Origin of the sequence: Pseudomonas sp. G34, from assembly GCF_031119625.1 — a bacterium.
Lineage (GTDB): Bacteria > Pseudomonadota > Gammaproteobacteria > Pseudomonadales > Pseudomonadaceae > Aquipseudomonas.
The window spans coordinates 19,708-37,834 of sequence record NZ_JAVHZV010000009.1; the positions used below are offsets into that span (position 1 = coordinate 19,708).

Consider the following 18,127-nt stretch of genomic DNA (forward strand, 5'->3'; position numbering starts at 1 on the left):
CCGGAACCGGCAACGGCTCGCCGAACGACAAATTACAGGCTCCCTCGGGAGCCTTTTTGTTTTATTGAATTCCTTTTAATTCAGCTGCTTAGCTTTATTTTTGCGATGTGGCACGTGTATTGCTTTTGAGGTGTGGACAGAGCCGCGGGCACGTTGCCCACCTCGGAGGAAAACATGGACAAGATGCTGTACGTCTCCATGACTGGTGCCCACAACAATACGTTGGCCCAGCGTGCCCACGCCAACAATCTGGCGAACATCTCCACCACCGGTTTTCGCCGTGATTTCGAGCAGGCGCGTTCGATGCCGATTTTTGGCGAGACCCAGCCTTCCCGTGTATTCGCCATGAGCGAGCGGCCAGGCACCGACTTCACGCCGGGTACGCTGCAGGAAACCGGGCGTGACCTGGACGTGGCCATCGGTGGCAAGGGCTGGTTGGCCGTGCAGGCGCCGGATGGCACCGAAGCCTACGTGCGCACCGCGAGCCTGAACGTTGACGCCCAGGGCATGCTGCGCACCGGCAATGGCATGCCGGTGATGGGCAATGCCGGGCCGATCGCCGTGCCGCCGGAGCAGAAGATCGAGATCGGCCAGGACGGCACCATCAGCATCCGTGCCCTGGGCGAGGCGCCCCGCGTGCTGGCCGAGGTCGACCGCCTGCGGCTGGTCAATCCCGATCTCAAGCAGATGCAAAAGGGTACCGACGGCATGATCCGCTTCAACGGCCCGCAGCCGCCGGAAGCAGATGCCACGGTGCAGATCACCTCGGGTTTTCTCGAGTCGAGCAACGTCAATGCGGTCGAGGAGATGACCTCGATCCTGGCGCTGTCCCGGCAATTCGAGCTGTCCGTCAAGATGATGCGCACGGCAGAAGATAATGACACCGCCATGGCGCGCGTCTTGCAAATGAGCTGATAACCAACACGCGGTGCCATGAATCCGGCACCCGAGGAGAACGCTATGCTTCCGGCACTTTGGGTCGCCAAGACGGGCCTGTCTGCTCAGGACATGAACCTGACGACCATTTCCAACAACCTGGCCAACGTGTCCACCACGGGCTTCAAGCGCGATCGTGCCGAGTTCGAGGACCTGCTGTACCAGATCCGTCGTCAGCCAGGCGGCCAGTCCAGCCAGGACAGCCAACTGCCGTCCGGCCTGCAGCTGGGTACCGGTGTGCGTATCAACGGCACCCAGAAGATCTTCACCGCCGGCAGCCTGCAGACCACCGAGCAACCGATGGACATGGCCGTCAATGGCCGTGGCTTCTTCCAGGTACTGATGCCCGATGGCACGGTGTCCTACACCCGTGATGGCAGCTTCCACCTCAATTCCAACGGCCAGGTGGTCACCTCCCAGGGTTTTGCCCTGGAGCCCGCCATCGTGCTGCCGCCGGAAGTGCGTACCTTCACCGTTGGCGAGGACGGCACCGCGTCGGTCACCACCACCGGTAACCCGCAGCCGCAGGTCGTCGGCAACCTGCAGATCGCCGACTTCATCAACCCTGGTGGTCTGGAAGCGATCGGCAACAACCTGTTCCTGGAAACCGCTTCCAGCGGTGCGCCGCAGGTCGGTACGCCGGGCCTCAACGGCCTCGGTACCACCCTGCAGAACACCCTGGAAAATTCCAACGTCAGCGTGGTCGAGGAGATGGTCAACATGATCACCACCCAGCGCGCCTACGAGATGAACTCCAAGGTCATCTCCACCGCTGACCAGATGCTGTCCTTCGTTACCCAGAATCTTTAAGACCCCGGGGTAGGGCACCGGCCCGCCCTCTGATACGCCTGAACGCTGTGAGGTAGTGGTTATGAACCGCTTGGTGTGTGTGTTCTCGATGCTCGGCAGCGTAGTGCTGAGTGGTTGCGTGGCGCCTGTCGCCAAGCCCAACGATCCCTACTACGCACCCGTTCTGCCGCGTACGCCATTGCCGGCCGCGCAGAACAATGGCTCGATCTTCCAGTCCGGGTTCGAAAACAACCTGTACGGCGATCGCAAGGCCTTTCGCGTGGGTGACGTGATTACCATCAGCCTCAGCGAGCGGATGCAGGCCAGCAAGAACGCCAGCTCGCAGATATCCAAGGACAGCAACGCCAACATCGGCCTGACCTCGTTGTTCGGCGGTGGCGTATCGATCGACAACCCGAGCTCCGGCCTCAACCCGCTGAAGGCCGAGAACCTCGGGCTCAGCGCCCAGTACGGCGCGCAGCGCGACACCAACGGCTCCGGCCAGGCGGGGCAGAGCAACAGCCTGACCGGCTCGATCACCGTGACCGTGGCCGAAGTGCTGCCCAACGGCCTGCTGGTGGTGCGCGGCGAGAAGTGGATGACCCTCAATACCGGCGACGAGCTGGTGCGTATCGCCGGCCTGGTGCGCTCCGATGACGTGGCTCGCGACAACACCGTGGCCTCGACCCGTATCGCCGATGCGCGCATCACCTATTCCGGTACCGGCGCCTTTGCCGATGCCAGCCAGCCAGGTTGGCTGGACCGCTTTTTCGCCAGCCCGCTGTTTCCGTTCTGAGGTTCATGACCATGCGTAAATGGATCATCACCGTTGCTGCGCTGTTGCTGGCCTCGACCGCTCAAGCCGAGCGGCTCAAGGATCTGGCCAGCATCCAGGGCGTGCGCAGTAACCAGTTGATCGGCTACGGCCTGGTGGTCGGCCTCAATGGCAGCGGCGACCAGACCACCCAGACGCCGTTCACCGTACAGACCTTCAACAACATGATGGCGCAGTTCGGCATCAAGGTGCCGGAAGGCGGCAACGTGCAGCTGAAGAACGTCGCGGCGGTGTCCATCCATGCCGACCTGCCGCCGTTCGCCAAGCCCGGGCAGACCATCGACATCACCATTTCCTCCATTGGTAATGCGAAGAGCCTGCGCGGTGGCAGCCTGTTGATGACGCCCCTCAAGGGTATCGACGGCAACACCTACGCCATCGCCCAGGGCAACCTGGTGGTGGGCGGCTTCGACGCCAGCGGCGCCGACGGCTCGCGCATCACCGTCAACGTGCCGTCGGCCGGGCGCATCCCCGGTGGCGCCACGGTCGAACGCCCGGTGCCGAGCGGTTTCGATCAGGGCAACACCCTGACCCTGAACCTCAATCGCCCGGATTTCACCACCGCCAAGAACATCGTCGATCACATCAACGAGCTGCTCGGCCCGGGTGTCGCCCAGGCGCTGGATGGTGGTTCGATTCGCGTCAGCGCGCCGCTGGATCCGAGCCAGCGGGTCGACTACCTGTCGATCCTGGAAAACCTCGAGGTCGATGTCGGGCAGGCGGTGGCCAAGGTGATCATCAATTCGCGTACCGGCACCATCGTCATTGGCCAGAACGTGCGGGTGCAGCCTGCCGCCGTGACCCACGGCAGCCTGACGGTGACCATCACCGAAGACCCTATCGTCAGCCAGCCGGGCGCGCTGTCCGGCGGCGAGACTGCGGTGGTGCCGCGCTCGCGGGTGGGCGCCGACGAAGAAATGAAGCCGATGTTCAAGTTCGGCCCCGGCACCACCCTCGACGAGATCGTGCGGGCGGTGAACCAGGTAGGCGCTGCGCCTTCCGACCTGATGGCCATCCTGGAGGCGCTCAAGCAAGCCGGCGCTCTGCAGGCCGACCTGATCGTGATTTAAAGGACACGCGACATGGATACTCGACTCTCGGCCGCCGGCACCAGCACCGTTGATAGCGGTGCCTACACCGATCTCAATCGCCTCAACCAATTCAAGGTGGGTGGCGACAACGAAGAGAACATTCGCAAGGTTGCGAAGGAGTTCGAGTCGCTGTTCCTCAACGAAATGCTCAAGACCATGCGCTCGGCCAACGAGGTGTTCGGTGAAGGCAACTTCATGAACAGCAACGAGGCCAAGACCTACCAGGACATGTACGACCAGCAACTGTCGGTGACCATGGCCGGCAACAAGAACGGCATCGGCCTGGCCGACGTGATGGCGCGGCAGATGTCGAAGATGAAGAACACCAGCGAGCGGCCCAACCCGTTCGCCCAGGTCGATGCGCCCGTGCCGGCGGCGCCGAGCAAGCCGCTGGCACGTGGCGAGGCGGCTGCCGATGTGGCACCGACCCGAGTCGAGAAGATCACCGCCGCGGTCGACCCTGAGCGCAACGACGTGACGCTGATCAACCAGCGCCGCCTGTCGTTGCCAGGCAAGCTGGCCCAGCGCATCCAGGCCGGCATCGTGCCGGGCGCCGAAGCCGCTACGGCGACCACCGTCGCCAATACCCCGGCTGGCGACGCCGTTGGCAAGCCACTGGCCAAGGGCGACTGGCTGCCGGCCAAGGCCTACGCCGCACCGGCCGAGCGCCGCCTGAACATCAACGGCAGCGAAGAGATCGCCAGCCGCACCTCGTTCAAATCGGCCAAGGAATTCATGGAAACCATGTTGCCGATGGCCGAGAAGGCCGCGGCCAAGCTGGGCGTCGACCCGACCTATCTGGTCGCACAGGCGGCGTTGGAAACCGGCTGGGGCAAGTCGATCATCAAGCAGGGCGATGGCAGCAGCAGCTACAACCTGTTCGGCATCAAGACCCACAACACCTGGAGCGGCGATTCCGCTCGGGTGATGACCACCGAGTACCAGAACGGTAAGCCGGTGAAGGAAGCGGCCTCGTTTCGCTCCTACGAATCCTTCGCCCACAGCTTCGAGGATTACGTGAGCTTCCTGCAGAGCAACGGACGCTACGAAAAGGCGCTGAGCTCCACCGCCAACCCCGAGCAGTTCGCCCGCGAACTGCAGAAAGCCGGCTATGCCACCGATCCGCAGTACGCCCGCAAGGTGTCGCAGATCGCCCGCAAGCTGTCGACCTACCAGATGATCGCCGCCAACGGCGCGCCCTCGAACCGGGGATGATGAAGCATGGCTGACTTACTGAACATTGGCCTGTCGGGCTTGGCGGCGAACAAGACTTCGCTGGCCGTTACCGGCCATAACATCACCAACATCAACACCCCCGGGTTCTCGCGCCAGGACACCATCCAGGCCACGCGTACGCCGGAATTCAGCGGTGCCGGCTACATTGGCAGCGGCACCTCGCTGGTGGACATTCGCCGCAGCTACAGTGAGTTTCTCACCACCCAGCTGCGCAGCAGCACCGCGCTGAGCAGCGACGTGAAGGCCTACAAGAGTCAGATCGACCAGCTCGATGCGTTGCTGGCCGGCACCACCACGGGCGTTACGCCGTCGCTGCAGAAATTCTTCTCCTCATTGCAGACGGCCGCCGAGGATCCTTCCAACCTGCCGGCCCGGCAGTTGGTGCTGTCCGAGGCAGAGGGCCTGAGCCGGCGTTTCAATACCGTCTACGACCGCCTGAGCGAGCAGAACAGCTTCGCCAACAAGCAGATGGGCGCCGTTACCGAGCAGATCAATCGGCTTTCTGGCTCCATCGCTCGCCTCAACGAATCCATCGCGATTGCCCAGTCCAATGGCAGCCAGCCCAACGACCTGCTGGATGCGCGTGAAGAAGCACTGCGCCAGCTGTCGACGTTCGTGGGCGTCAACGTCGTGGCGCAGAACGACGGCACCCAGAACGTCTTCATCGGTTCCGGCCAGCCGCTGGTGATCGGCAGTAACGCCGCGCGCCTGGAAGTGGTGCCCGGCGCCAATGATCCGAATCGCGCCGAGATCCAGTTTATCGTCGGCGCCTCCCGGCAAACCATCACGACCCAGGTGACCGGGGGAGAGCTGGGCGGCCTTCTGCGTTATCGCGAAGAGGTGCTGGACAAGACCTTCAACTCCCTCGGGCGCCTGGCGCTGTCGATCAGCGACCAGGTCAACAGCCAACTGGGGCAGGGTCTGGACCTGAAGGGGCAGGTGGGTACCAAGCTGTTTGGTGACTTCAACGAAGAGTCGCTGGCGCGCTTGCGCGTGTTGCCGTCCACCACCAATAGCAGCAATGCCTCACCGATCCTGAACATCAGCGACAGCTCCGTGCTGACCACCAGCGACTATCGCCTGGAGTTCGACGGCACCAATTATTCGGCCCGTCGCCTGAGCGACAATCAGCCGATGACCGTGACGCAGAACCCTCCCGGTACCCTTAGTTTTCAGGACAGCGGTGGGCGCAACCAGGGTTTCCAGGTCGTGCTCGGCACGCCCGCACCAGCGGCTGGCGATTCGTTCGTGCTGCAGCCAACCCGCATTGGCGCCTCGACCATGTCGACAGTCCTCGACCAGGCCGATCAGCTGGCCTTCGCGGCGCCGATTCGCGCCGAGGCCAACCTGCAGAACCGCGGTAATGGCGTGATCAGCCAGCCGACGTTGCAGTCCAATGGCAGCAATATCGATCCAGCGGCCCTGCAGGCTACTTTCCCGCCACTCACGCTGACCTACGACTCGGCCGCTGGCAACTTCACCGGTCTGCCTGCCGGTGCGACGCTGACCCGTGTCGACAATAAAGGGCAGCCGATCACGCCAGCGCCGACGCCTCTTTTCACGCCGGGGCAGCAGAACAACTTCCAGTTGACCATGGCAGACGGCACCAGCGTCAACATGAGCCTCAGCGGCCGGCCGGAAAACGGTGATCGCTTCAGTATCGGCTTCAACCAGAACGGCGTCTCCGACAACCGTAACGCCCTGGCGCTGGTCGGCCTGCAGAGCAAGCAGGTGGTGGGCGTCGATCCCAGCGTAACGGGCATCGCCACCGGCTCCAGTTTCACCGACAGCTATGGCGATCTGATCGAGCGGGTCGGCACCCTGACTGCCCAGGCGCGGCAGGATAACGACGCCACCGGTGCTATCCTCAAACAGGCGCAGGACAACCGTGACTCGCTCTCCGCGGTCAACCTCGACGAAGAGGCGGCCAACCTGATCAAGTTCGAGCAGTACTACAACGCCTCGGCCCAGGTGATTCAAGTTGCCCGCTCTTTGTTCGATACCCTGATCGGGGCATTCAGGTAGTGGCGTGAACGCGCTCGGCTGGTAGGGTGGGCTTCAGCCCACAAACACACGATCAACCATCCAGCGCTGGCCGGATGGTGAACAAATCCCCAAGCGGGTGCGGCGCTGGCAAACAGACCAGGTACCGCTCGAGAAGGTGAGGCAGTTATGCGTATTTCCACTCTCCAGGCATTCAACAACGGCGTTCAAGGCCTGCAGCGCAACTACGCCAATGCCATTCGCACCCAGGAGCAGATCAGTACCGGCAACCGCATCCTCACGCCTGCCGATGATCCGGTGGCATCGGTGCGCCTGCTGCAACTCGAGCAGCAGCAGAACGTGCTGACCCAGCATAAGGAAAACCTGAATGCGGCGGATAACAGCCTGGTTCAGGAGGAAAGCGTTCTGCAGTCGGTAAATACCGTACTTAACCGGGTACAGGAGCTGGCTGTCACTGCCGGTAACGGCGCACTGGCTCCCGAGCAGCGCAAGGCGATCGCCGCGGAATTGCGTGAACGTGAAGACGAACTGCTCGGCTTGATGAATACCAAGAATGCCCGTGGTGAATATCTTTTCTCGGGTTTTCAAGGCAAAGCCGAGCCTTTCGTACGCAATGCCGATGGCACTTACAGCTATCAGGGTGATGAAGGGCAGCGCAGGCTGGAAATTGCCAGTTCGCTCAGCGTACCGATCAGCGACAACGGCAAGAAGGTCTTTCAGGACGTTATCAATGCCGGTCGCCTGGATGCAGCCGTTGCCGCCCAGCCTGGGTCGACCCTGCGTGCCTCCACCCCGCTGGTTCAGGATGAGGTGGCATTTGGCGCTACACCGCGTTTCCCGGATGGGGGCGTGGATATCGTCTTCGGCAACCCGGATGCCAATAGCTACGAGGTGTTTGCCGCTGGAACCACCGCCCCGGCACTGGCCACCGGCGCCATGGACGACAAACCAGAGGATAGCGACAAGCTGGTATTTCGCGGCGTGGTGATCAACTTCGATGGAGCCCCTGCGGCAGGCGATACGGTAACCGTCACCTCCGACCCCAACCGACAGAAACAAGGCGCGCTCGATACCATCGCCAGCCTGCGCAAGTCGCTCGAGGAGGCGCCGGCAACGCCGGAGGGTAACCTTCAGATTCGCGATGCCGTCGCCCAGGCGATGACCAACCTGTCGCATGCCAGCGTCACGGTCGACGCCACCCGTGGCGACATTGGTGCGCGCCGAAACATCATCGAAAGTACGCTGACCAGCAACGAAGACACCGCCCTCGCCAACAAGTCGGTGCAGGCCGAACTGCGTGAGCTGGACTATCCCGAGGCGCTCTCGCGCCTGTCATTCCAGACGCTGATTCTCGAGGCTGCGCAGCAGAGCTACGTGAAGATCAGTAGTCTGAATCTGTTCAATAAGCTTTGATCCCTCCGCGGGTAGTGCCACATTCTGCTTTTGCAGGTGGCAATCAGTAGCAGCTTCTCTGCAGTTGGCTAATCTTTTGCTTGATTGCCTTTGAATGTCGGAAGATTGACGCAGAGTCGATCGCCAGTGGCGCGTCGCGCCTACCATGCCCGTGTGGAGAACGAATGAGCACTCAAGGCCGGATAAAAGGAACCAACATTCCTATCGACTACGAGGCTACACAGGCCTTTTTCGAGGAGAGAGGCCGGCGAGAATATGCCAGTGCTCTAAGTACCACGATGTATCAGGACAATGACCCCGAGCTGGTCATGCAGCGCGATCAGGCCGAAAAAGCCGTGCTGGCACCACAGCTGCAGCTTCCTGCAGCAGCCCGGGCTCTCGATATCGGCTGTGGGGTTGGGCGCTGGGGCTGGTTTCTTCATCAGACCGCTCCCGGCATCGACTACCTGGGTATCGATTTCTCGGCAGCTCTGATTCAGAAGGCCAGGCAGGAAGCCCAGCAGCGGGGGGACAACTCGTTGCGCTTCCAGACCATGTCGGCCATCGATATCCAGCCAGACGAATTGCTGGTCAGGCCACCCTTTGATCTGGTGATCATCTCGGGGCTGCTGATTTATCTCAATGACGATGACTGCATAAAGGTGTTGCGTTCAGCCTGCGAATTATGTGCGCCCGATGGAAAGATCTACCTGCGCGAACCCGTGGGTGTGCAAGAGCGCCTGACGCTTGATCGATTCTATTCAGAAGAATTGAGGTACGAGTATTCGGCCATTTACCGCACGGTTGCCGAGTTGGAAGAGTTGCTGGCGCAGGCGCAGCTCTTGCCGGCCTTTGCTATCCAGGTATCTGCATGCCTGTTTTCCGCTGATCTGGAAAAAAGAGCGGAAACTCGGCAGCACTATTTCATCCTTCAAAAAAGTTGAGCGCTATGGCCACAGCCTATTGCTTCGATCTCGATGGCACCCTGACTCAGCAGGAGCTGCTGCCATTGATCGCATCGTCCGTCGGTTTGGAGGATGAGATATCGGTACTGACCGAAGCGACCATCAATGGAATTCTCCCATTCGAAAAATCCTTCAAGCTGCGCGTTCGCTTGCTGCGTGATGCGAATATCGACTGGATTCACTCAGCGCTTCTGGAGCAGGTCGAATTCAACGCGGACATGATCAAGTTCATCGCCAGCCGACCTGATCAGTGCTTCGTGGTAACAGGCAACCTCGATGTGTGGGTCAAGCCCGTACTTGATCGCCTGGGTATTCAGAGCTTCACGTCGATAGCGCAGATGAACGGTTCCCGCATCGAAGGGATCGAGCATATCTTGCACAAGGGCGATGCCGTCCTTGGCCTGCGCGATCGCTTCGACCGTATCATCGCCGTCGGCGATGGCATGAACGATGTGCCGATGTTCGAAATGGCAGACTGGCGCATCGCGTTTGGCGGTGCCCACAGCCCGAATCACCTCCTGGTGAAGTTGAGTGACTTTGTCGTGAACGACGGAGGTGCGTTGTGTCGCCTATTAAACACGTTGTAATCAGCGCCGCCGGGATTGGCTCCAGGCTGGGGTTGAACAAGCCCAAGTGCCTGGTCGAAATAGCAGGGCGCACGCTGCTCGACTATCACCTCGAACGCCTGAGTTGGGCGGAGAATATCTGGCTGGTTGTCGGCTTCGAAGAAACCGACGTCATCCGCCACGCAATGTCCTTGCGTAACGACCTGATCATCGTTCGCAACCCGGACTACGCGAGGACCAATACGCTCCAGAGCATCCATCGTGTATCGCGGCATTTGCAGGAGCGATTTCTGGTCATCGATGCCGATACCGTCGTCGAGCCGGCATCATTCAACGCCTTCATGGCGGCAGCCAACGAGTGCACGCAGTTGATCGGTATTTCCCGTTATACGACCAGCGATGGTGTTCGCGTGCTCCTCGACGAAGCCGGCGCGTGCGTCACCGCGTTCACGCGGGCGCCAGAGCATGCCTGGGAATGGACCGGCATTGCCGTCATCGATCCGACGGTTGTGGTGGACAAACCCATCTACGTCTACCAGGCACTTGAAGCGTCTCTGCCCATGCGCGCTGCCGAGATCAAGGCATTCGATATCGACACGATTGCCGACCTTGATATGGCGCGCCAGGTTCTTGCAGATGGATGGCTCGATAGAGATAACTATGCATAACGACTCGATCAACACCGCCAAAAAGCACCTGTTAATCCTTCATCAACTGCCTGAGTCCTGGGCCAATGTACGGTCCGTCTGGGAGGCCGCTCGGGCTGACGATGCAGTCGACGTCTCGGTGATATTGCTGCCATTCATCCATCGCGATTACCAGTGGCAGCGCGACCAGGCTGAGGCGCACCTGCGCGCGCTTGGCGTGCCGTTCGTGCCGTGGGATACCCATGTGCTCGATGGCGAGCGGATTGACGCCGTGCTGTACACCTCGCCTTATGATGAGACCAGGCCGGCCGCCTATAAATTTGCCGAGCTTCGCCAACGTGTGGGGCTTACCGCGTACATCCCCTATGGTCTGGAAGTGGGGGGCGGCGAGCAGAACTACGTCTACCAGTACGGCCAGCCCGTCACCGCTCATGCGGATGCCGTTTTTGTAAGGTCGCAAAGTGTTCGCGAGATGTTCGCCCGCCATTGCCCGACGGGTGCCGGCCATGTCCACGTCACCGGGCATCCGCGTATGGATGGGCTGGTCGATATCGCGCAGTTTCCAGTGGACCCAGCGCTGCTGGCGGCGATTGGCGAGCGCAAGGCCGTGCTGTGGAACGCGCACTTTTCATTCGATGGCGACCTGTGGTCGACCTTCGATCAACTGGCGGCCGGCATTCTCGATGCGTTCGCCTCGCGTCCGGATCTCGTGCTGCTGTTGCGCCCCCATCCGCTGTTATGGAAAAAGCTGATCAACCTGAACATTCTGAACGAGCACGAGATAGCGGATCTCAAGGTGCAGTTGAGCGCGTTGGGCGTGATCATCGATGAGCGCTCTGATCACCGCCATGCCTTCGCCGCCAGTTCGGCGATGATGAGCGATGCCGGGTCTTTCCTGATGGAGTACCTGGCGACCGGCAAGCCGGTGCTGTACCTGAAAAACCCCCATGGCCTGGGTCTCAATGAAGAGGGCGCTGCGGTGGTACGTCAGTATCAGAGCGCTGTGGATACCGAGCAGGTCGCCGCGTTTCTCGATCAATTACGGCGAGACGAGGATCCACTGCTCCACAGTCGCAGCGCAGCGATCAGGCACTTCTTCCACCAACTCGATGGTGGCGCCGGGCGCCGTGTACTGGACGTGCTCAAGGGGCTGATGGCATGACAACCCTTCATCCGCTCGCGGACATCCAGAGTCGCCAGATAGGCGATGGCTCGCGGATATGGCAGTTCGTGGTGGTCTTGGCCGATGCCGTCATCGGTCGTGACTGCAATATCAACGCGCATTGCTTCATCGAGAATGATGTGGTGCTGGGCGACCGGGTCACATTGAAATGCGGCGTTTATCTGTGGGATGGCCTGCGGGTCGGTGACGATGTGTTCATTGGCCCGAACGTCACCTTCACCAATGATCCGTTTCCACGCTCGCGGCAACGGCCCGAGCGCTTCCTGCCGACACACATCGAGGCCGGTGCTTCGATCGGAGCCGCGGCGGTGATCCTGCCCGGCTTGACCATCGGTGCCGGGGCGATGGTCGGTGCCGGCTCGGTCGTCACCCGGGATGTGCCCGCCCATGCGCTGGTCGTCGGCAACCCTGCACGAGTCGTGCGTTATCTGGATGATCGCCATGCGCCCGTTTCTTGACCTGAAAGCGCTCATGGCGCGCGATGAGCATGCCCTGCATGCGGCATTCACCCGTGTTCTACATTCCGGGTGGTACGTGCTGGGGCCTGAGGTCGAGGCGTTCGAGCACGAATTCGCGCAACTGTGCGGCGTTGATCATGTGGTCGGGGTGGGCAATGGCCTGGATGCCCTCACGCTGATCCTGCGCGCCTATCGCCAGCTCGGACGGCTTGCTCCGGGCGCGGAGGTGATACTGCCAGGCAACACCTTTATCGCCACGGCGTTGGCCGTTACCGAAGCCGGCCTGGTTCCGGTGCTGGTCGAACCTCAGGAGAGCGACTTTGCCATTTCGGTTGCCGCCGTCGAGGCCGCGATCACCCCCCGAACAGGGGCGGTGATCGCCGTTCATCTCTATGGGCGACTGGCTGATATGCCTGGCTTGCGGCAGCTGGCGCAGCGGCACGATCTGTTGCTGATCGAGGATTCGGCGCAGGCCCATGGCGCATGTGACGAGCACGGCCGTGTGGCGGGTTCGCTGGGGGATGCCGCGGGATTCAGTTTCTTTCCGGTGAAGAACCTGGGTGCGCTTGGCGATGGTGGCGCGGTTGCCACCAATGATGGCGTGCTTGCTGAGCAAGTACGCAAGTTGCGCAGCTATGGCTCCTCCGAGAAATACGTTCACGACGCGAAAGGCGTGAACTCGCGCCTGGACGAGCTGCAGGCGGCGTTGCTGCGGGTCAGGTTACGCAGGCTGGGTGAAGACGCCGAGCAGAGGCGGGCCATTGCGAATCGCTACCTGGAGGGCATAGCCCACCCGGCGATCACCCTGCCGAGCCAACCTTCGTGGCCGCTCAGCCATGTCTGGCATCTGTTCGTGCTGAGCTGCGCGCAACGCCAGTCGCTTCAAGCGCATTTGCAGCGTTGTGCAATTCCCACCCTGATTCATTACCCCGTGCCGATTCATCGACAGGCTGCCTATTCCGAGCTTTCCAGCCTTTCCCTTCCAGTGGCGGAACGCATGGCTGGGCAAGTGCTGAGCCTGCCTCTCTATCCCGGGATGCCAGAGGACTACGTGGCGTCGGTGATCGATGCGTGCAACGATTTTCCGCATGACGAGAGTGGAGAGGGTTCATGTCGCTAAAAGATTGCAAGATCATTGATCTGCCAAAGATCGAAGACCCGCGCGGCAACCTGACTTTCGTCGAAGGCGGCCGGCATATTCCGTTCGACATCCAGCGTGTCTATTACCTCTACGATGTGCCGGGTGGCTCCCATCGCGGTGGCCATGCACACAAGGGGCTGCACCAGTTGCTGATCGCCATGTCGGGCAGCTTCGATATCTTGCTGGACGATGGCCGCACCCGATTCAAATATCACATGAACCGTTCCTACTACGGCCTCTACATTCCGCCCATGATCTGGCGTGAAATCGACAACTTCTCCAGCGGCTCCGTGTGCATGGTCATGGCTTCGCAGTTCTACGACGAAGATGACTATTTCAGGGATTACGATGCATTCAAAAAGGCGTTACAAGGACCTTCGGCATGAGCTCTGTCAGTTCTAACGTTCCACCACTCGAGCGTTTGCTCGATGGGTTGGCGAGTCTCAACGGGCTGAAGGCTTCACGACGTGGCCAGGCGGGCATTCGCTACGATGTCGATGTCACCGTTACCGTCATGTCCTATAACAATGCCCCCTACCTGGCGCAGACGATCGAGTCGGTGCTGTCCCAGGAAGGCGTAAGCCTCGAGCTGCTGGTCTTCGATGACCGCTCCACCGATGACAGTGTCGAGGTGCTGAAGGGCTACGTTGGCGATCCGCGCTTCAGTTTTCAGGTCAACCCGGTCAACCTGGGGATGGCGGGTAATTACAATCGCTGCGTTCAATCGGGAAGTGGCCGGTACCTGGTGGTTCTGGGCTCCGATGATGTTCTCTATCCGGGCCATCTGGCATCCCTCGTGGCGGCCATGGATGCCTGCCCGGGTGCAGCGCTCGGGTATGCCCAGTGCAACTGGATTGATGAGAATGGCACGTTCATCCGCTACGCCGATCATCCGGGCCACCGCCAGCAATCCTACTCCGGCGGGCGTGACGAGGTCGCGGACCTGCTGACCTTCGACAGTTACATCACCCCCTCGGCGGCGATCCTGCGACGCAGCGCGCTGCCTCATGTCGCCTTGCCCGAAGGGGGGATCCACCGGCACGACCTGCTGGCGGGTGATTGGGAGCTGTGGATTCGCCTGGCGCGCCAGTTCCCTGACTTCGTCTTTCTGCGCCAGGCGAGCGTGGGTTACCGCATTCATTCCGGGCAGATATCGAACAGCTTTTACGGCAGCGAGCGCCCGCTGCGCGAACACACCGAAATTCTGGAAATGAACCTCGCCGATGCGCCTACGCGCAGGCGCATGATCGCCAACGGTGATGCCATCTGGGCCTTGTATCAGCAGCGGATAAACGCTTATCCGGCTGAAACCACGGCGTCCTATCAACGCAGAATTGATGCGATACATACTGCGCTGATGGCCAAGGGCGAATTGTCCATGGCGCCATCGCAGTTCCTGTTCTCGATTGTCATGACCACCTACAACAGGCGCGAACTGCTGCGCTTCGCGCTGGACAGCGTCAAGGCTCAGACGCTGCAGGATTTCGAGGTCATTCTGGTGAATGACCATGGGCAGGGTGTCGAGTCGCTTCTGGAGCAGTATCCCTACTGTATTACCTACCTGCGCCAGGGGCGCAATGCCGGGCCGGCGGCGGCGCGCAATGCTGCGCATGGCCTGGCCCGCGGTCAGTACCTGGTTTATCTCGACGACGACGACATCTTTCTGCCGGACCACCTGCAAGCCCTGGCAGACGCGCTGCAGGAGCACCCGGGGGAAGTGGTGTACAGCGACGCCTTGTTCATTGCAGAGCGCGTTGAGAACGGGGTGCGCCACATCGTCAATCAAGAGCAGCGTTATCCCCATGGGGCTTACTCGCGCGAACGTCTGCTCGTCGACAACTACATCCCGATCAATACCTTTGCCTGGCCGCGTTCCGCTGCGCTGGAGGTTGGTGGGTTCGACGAGACCTTGTCAGGCCTGGAGGACTGGGATTTTCTGATGCGCCTCGCCGCGCGGCTGCCGTTCCACCACCTGCAGCAGGAAACCGTGCAGGTGCGCATGCGCGCTGACGACTCGTCCGCCGAGCGACGCTCTCAGCAAGCGCTGAAGGACTATCCGGCGTTGTATATGGAGATGTACCGGCGCCACGCCGACGCGGGCAGTGCTGCGGTCAAGGCGGGTCGGGCGAACCTGCTGCAGCGCCTTGGGGTTGAGGTCGAGGTCACCCGCCAACCGCCAAGCATGCAGGCATGGCTGCAGCGGCGCGCCTTGACACCTGCTCAGAAAACCCTGGTGGACGAGCGCCTGCAAGGGCAGGGCGGGGCGCCACACTTCGGTATCCTGATCGTCGATCTGCAAGGGGATCATGCAGCACTGGCACGTACGCTCGCCTCCCTGAACAGCGCGCGCAACAACTATGAGCGGCTGCAGGCATTGGTGCTGACCAGCGCTGAAGGCAGCGTCAATTCGGCATCCTGCCAGGTTTTGACGGTGCGGCCTGATGAATGGATCGCGCCCCTTAATGAGCTTCTGGCTGCCTCGTCTTTCGACTGGTGCCTACTGCTACGCGCCGGCGATGAGCTGACCCCTTCAGGCCTTATGATGGCGGGGCTGGAACTGCTGACCGCGCCGGATTGCCGTGCGATCTATTGCGATGAGATGTTCCGCCAAGATGGGCAGCTAGCAGCCGCGTTGCGGCCGGCCTTCAACCTCGACTATCTGTTGAGTTTCCCGGCGGGAATGGCCAGGCACTGGCTGTTCCGTCGAGACGTGGTAGTGGCTGCCGGCGGCTTCGACCCTGCCTTCGAGCAGGCGGCAGAGTTCGAGCTTATCCTCAGGCTGATCAATGAAGGCGGCCTCGATGGTCTGGGCCATGTGGCTGAACCCTTGCTGATCACCGAGGCTCCTGCACTGGCCGATAACGCTGCCGAGCAGCGGGCGATCACCCTGCATCTGCAGCAGCGCGGGTATCAGAATGCCGTGGTCAGCTCCAGCAAGCCCGCTCGCTACCAGATCGACTACCGGCATGGGCAAGCTCCGCTGGTGTCGTTTCTGATTCTCCCCGAGGAGCGTCTCGAGCACCTGCAGCGTTGTGTGGAAAGCATTCTCGAAAATACCCGTTACCCGAACTATGAGTTGCTGTTGATTCAGCAGCATCGGCAGGCTGATGAGGTCGGTACCTGGCTCAGCGCGTTGGCCTCCCTTGGCGAAGCGCGTATTCGGGTACTGCCTGCCGGGCAGCAGGCGCTGGCGCCTCAGGCGCTGCTCAATCAGGCTGCCGAGCAGGCGCTTGGGGATTACCTGCTGCTGCTGTCGGCCGAAACGGCGGCGATCAGCGAGGACTGGCTGGACGAGCTGGTCAATCACGCACAACGTCCGGAGGTGGCCTGCGTCGGCGCCAAGCTGCTGTCGGCAGACGGGACAATCGCGCGGGCCAGCCTGATCCTCGGGCTCGAGGGGCCGGTGGGCAAGCCCTATGTCGGTGAGCCCCTGGATGCGCCGGGTTATATGCAGCGCCTGCAGGTGGCACAGAACAGCAGCGCCGTCGGCCATGAGTGCCTGCTGGTTGCCAAGGCCGTGTTCATGCAGCAGGGTGGGCTGAGCGAGGACGAGATGCCGTGGCGCTATGCGGGTGTCGACCTCTGCCTGAAGGCGCGCCAGGCCGGCTATCTGACCGTGTGGACACCCTTCTCGCAGTTGATGCTCGACCCGCTAGACAGCACCCGGGGCACTACCGCCGAGCATGACGCCCTGTATGCCAGGTGGCTGCCGGTGCTGGCCCGCGATCCTGCCTACAACCCGAACTTCTCGCTCTCCCAGCCGGGGGGCTTCAAGCTGGCCGACACGGCGTTATCGTGGCGGCCCCTGTCGTCATGGAAGCCGGTGCCCACCGTGCTGGCCCATCCGTCCGACAACTACGGTTCGGGGCACTATCGAGTGATTCAGCCATTTACCGCCTTGCAACAGGCCGGGTTGATCGACGGCGGGCTGTCGCCGGGGCTGATGCACGTGACGGATCTGGAGCGCTACGACCCGGACGTGATCATTTTGCAGAAGCAGATCGGCGATGAGCGCTTCGATGCGATGCGCCGCATGCAGGCCTTTTCGCGCGCGCTCAAGGTCTATGAGCTCGACGACTACCTGCCTAACTTGCCGGTAAAGAGCGTCCACCGCGCGCAGATGCCCAAGGACATCCTGAAATCCATGCGTCGCGCCCTGGGCTACGTCGACCGTTTCGTCGTGTCGACTCAGGCCCTGGCCGATGCCTGCAGCGGCTTGCACGACGATATCCGGGTGATCGAGAACTGTTTGCCGCCTGCCTGGTGGAAGGGGCTTGCCACCGGGCGAAGCCGCTCGGGGAAACCCAGGGTCGGTTGGGCGGGAGGCATCGGGCACACCGGTGACCTGGAGATGATTGCCGATGTCGTGCTGGCCCTCGCCGATGAGGTCGATTGGGTGTTCATGGGCATGTGCCCCGACAAACTGCGGCCTGCCGTCAAGGAGGTTCACGAGGGTGTCGATATCAGTGTCTATCCGCGGGCATTGGCAGCGTTGAATCTGGATCTGGCCTTGGCGCCACTGGAAGAAAACCTGTTCAACGAATGCAAGAGCAATCTGCGCCTGCTGGAGTACGGGGCCTGTGGATTTGCCGTGGTGTGCAGTGACGTGCGCAGTTATCAGGGAAACCTGCCGGTGACCCGGGTCAAGAACCGTTATCGGGACTGGGTAGAGGCCATAAGAATGCATGTGGCCGATCTGGACGCAACGGCTCGCGCCGGTGAAGCGCTGCACGCGCAGGTCATGCGTGACTGGATGCTGGAGGGCGACAACCTGCTGGCCTGGCAGCGCGCCTGGCTGCCTGACTGAGACGTCGATGCCTTGGCGCGGTTTTAATGGCGGGCTCAAGGAATCAACACAGGTGCCGATACGCTATTCAGGAAGAG

At 61.5% G+C, this 18,127-nt stretch carries 15 protein-coding genes; all 15 read left to right on the forward strand.

Annotation, left to right across the window (positions count from 1 at the left end; all coding sequences use genetic code 11):
- Positions 1-174: 174 nt before the first annotated feature.
- The 15 genes from QYS36_RS05525 (at position 175) to QYS36_RS05595 (ending at position 18,050) form a co-directional block, all read left to right on the forward strand.
- Positions 175-915, forward strand: coding sequence for a flagellar basal body rod protein FlgF (locus QYS36_RS05525; RefSeq protein ID WP_027906147.1), 741 nt, complete (start codon positions 175-177; stop codon positions 913-915).
- A 45-nt stretch (positions 916-960) separates the two neighbouring features.
- Positions 961-1,746, forward strand: coding sequence for a flagellar basal-body rod protein FlgG (gene flgG, locus QYS36_RS05530; RefSeq protein WP_308838548.1), 786 nt, complete (start codon positions 961-963; stop codon positions 1,744-1,746).
- A 61-nt stretch (positions 1,747-1,807) separates the two neighbouring features.
- Positions 1,808-2,521: a flagellar basal body L-ring protein FlgH gene (gene flgH, locus QYS36_RS05535; RefSeq protein WP_308838549.1), complete on the forward strand. Its 714-nt coding sequence runs from the start codon at positions 1,808-1,810 to the stop codon at positions 2,519-2,521.
- 11 nt (positions 2,522-2,532) lie between these two features.
- On the forward strand, positions 2,533-3,630 hold the full coding sequence (locus tag QYS36_RS05540) for a flagellar basal body P-ring protein FlgI (RefSeq protein ID WP_042553173.1): 1,098 nt from the start codon (positions 2,533-2,535) through the stop codon (positions 3,628-3,630).
- 12 nt (positions 3,631-3,642) lie between these two features.
- Entirely contained in the window at positions 3,643-4,866 is a 1,224-nt protein-coding gene (gene flgJ / locus QYS36_RS05545; RefSeq protein WP_308838551.1) for a flagellar assembly peptidoglycan hydrolase FlgJ, read from the forward strand.
- 6 nt (positions 4,867-4,872) lie between these two features.
- A complete protein-coding gene (flgK, locus tag QYS36_RS05550) occupies positions 4,873-6,912 on the forward strand; it encodes a flagellar hook-associated protein FlgK (protein WP_308838552.1) in 2,040 nt (679 codons plus the stop codon).
- Positions 6,913-7,059: 147 nt separating this feature from the next.
- The gene (gene flgL / locus QYS36_RS05555) at positions 7,060-8,304 is read left to right on the forward strand and encodes a flagellar hook-associated protein FlgL (protein ID WP_308838553.1); all 1,245 of its coding nucleotides are present in this window, start codon (positions 7,060-7,062) and stop codon (positions 8,302-8,304) included.
- A 164-nt stretch (positions 8,305-8,468) separates the two neighbouring features.
- Positions 8,469-9,227, forward strand: coding sequence for a class I SAM-dependent methyltransferase (locus QYS36_RS05560; RefSeq protein WP_308838554.1), 759 nt, complete (start codon positions 8,469-8,471; stop codon positions 9,225-9,227).
- A 5-nt stretch (positions 9,228-9,232) separates the two neighbouring features.
- Positions 9,233-9,835: an HAD family phosphatase gene (locus QYS36_RS05565; protein WP_308838555.1), complete on the forward strand. Its 603-nt coding sequence runs from the start codon at positions 9,233-9,235 to the stop codon at positions 9,833-9,835.
- Positions 9,811-10,482, forward strand: a complete 672-nt coding sequence (locus QYS36_RS05570; RefSeq protein WP_308838556.1) for an NTP transferase domain-containing protein — start codon at positions 9,811-9,813, stop codon at positions 10,480-10,482. Before QYS36_RS05565 ends, QYS36_RS05570 begins: the two co-directional genes overlap by 25 nt.
- Entirely contained in the window at positions 10,451-11,623 is a 1,173-nt protein-coding gene (locus tag QYS36_RS05575) for a CDP-glycerol glycerophosphotransferase family protein (protein WP_308838557.1), read from the forward strand. The genes QYS36_RS05570 and QYS36_RS05575 overlap by 32 nt, the downstream gene beginning before the upstream one ends.
- The gene (locus tag QYS36_RS05580) at positions 11,620-12,102 is read left to right on the forward strand and encodes an acyltransferase (protein WP_308838558.1); all 483 of its coding nucleotides are present in this window, start codon (positions 11,620-11,622) and stop codon (positions 12,100-12,102) included. Before QYS36_RS05575 ends, QYS36_RS05580 begins: the two co-directional genes overlap by 4 nt.
- A complete protein-coding gene (locus QYS36_RS05585; protein ID WP_308838559.1) occupies positions 12,086-13,222 on the forward strand; it encodes a DegT/DnrJ/EryC1/StrS family aminotransferase in 1,137 nt (378 codons plus the stop codon). Before QYS36_RS05580 ends, QYS36_RS05585 begins: the two co-directional genes overlap by 17 nt.
- Entirely contained in the window at positions 13,213-13,629 is a 417-nt protein-coding gene (locus QYS36_RS05590) for an FdtA/QdtA family cupin domain-containing protein (protein ID WP_308838560.1), read from the forward strand. The genes QYS36_RS05585 and QYS36_RS05590 overlap by 10 nt, the downstream gene beginning before the upstream one ends.
- A complete protein-coding gene (locus QYS36_RS05595; protein WP_308838561.1) occupies positions 13,626-18,050 on the forward strand; it encodes a glycosyltransferase in 4,425 nt (1,474 codons plus the stop codon). The genes QYS36_RS05590 and QYS36_RS05595 overlap by 4 nt, the downstream gene beginning before the upstream one ends.
- Positions 18,051-18,127 lie beyond the last annotated feature (77 nt).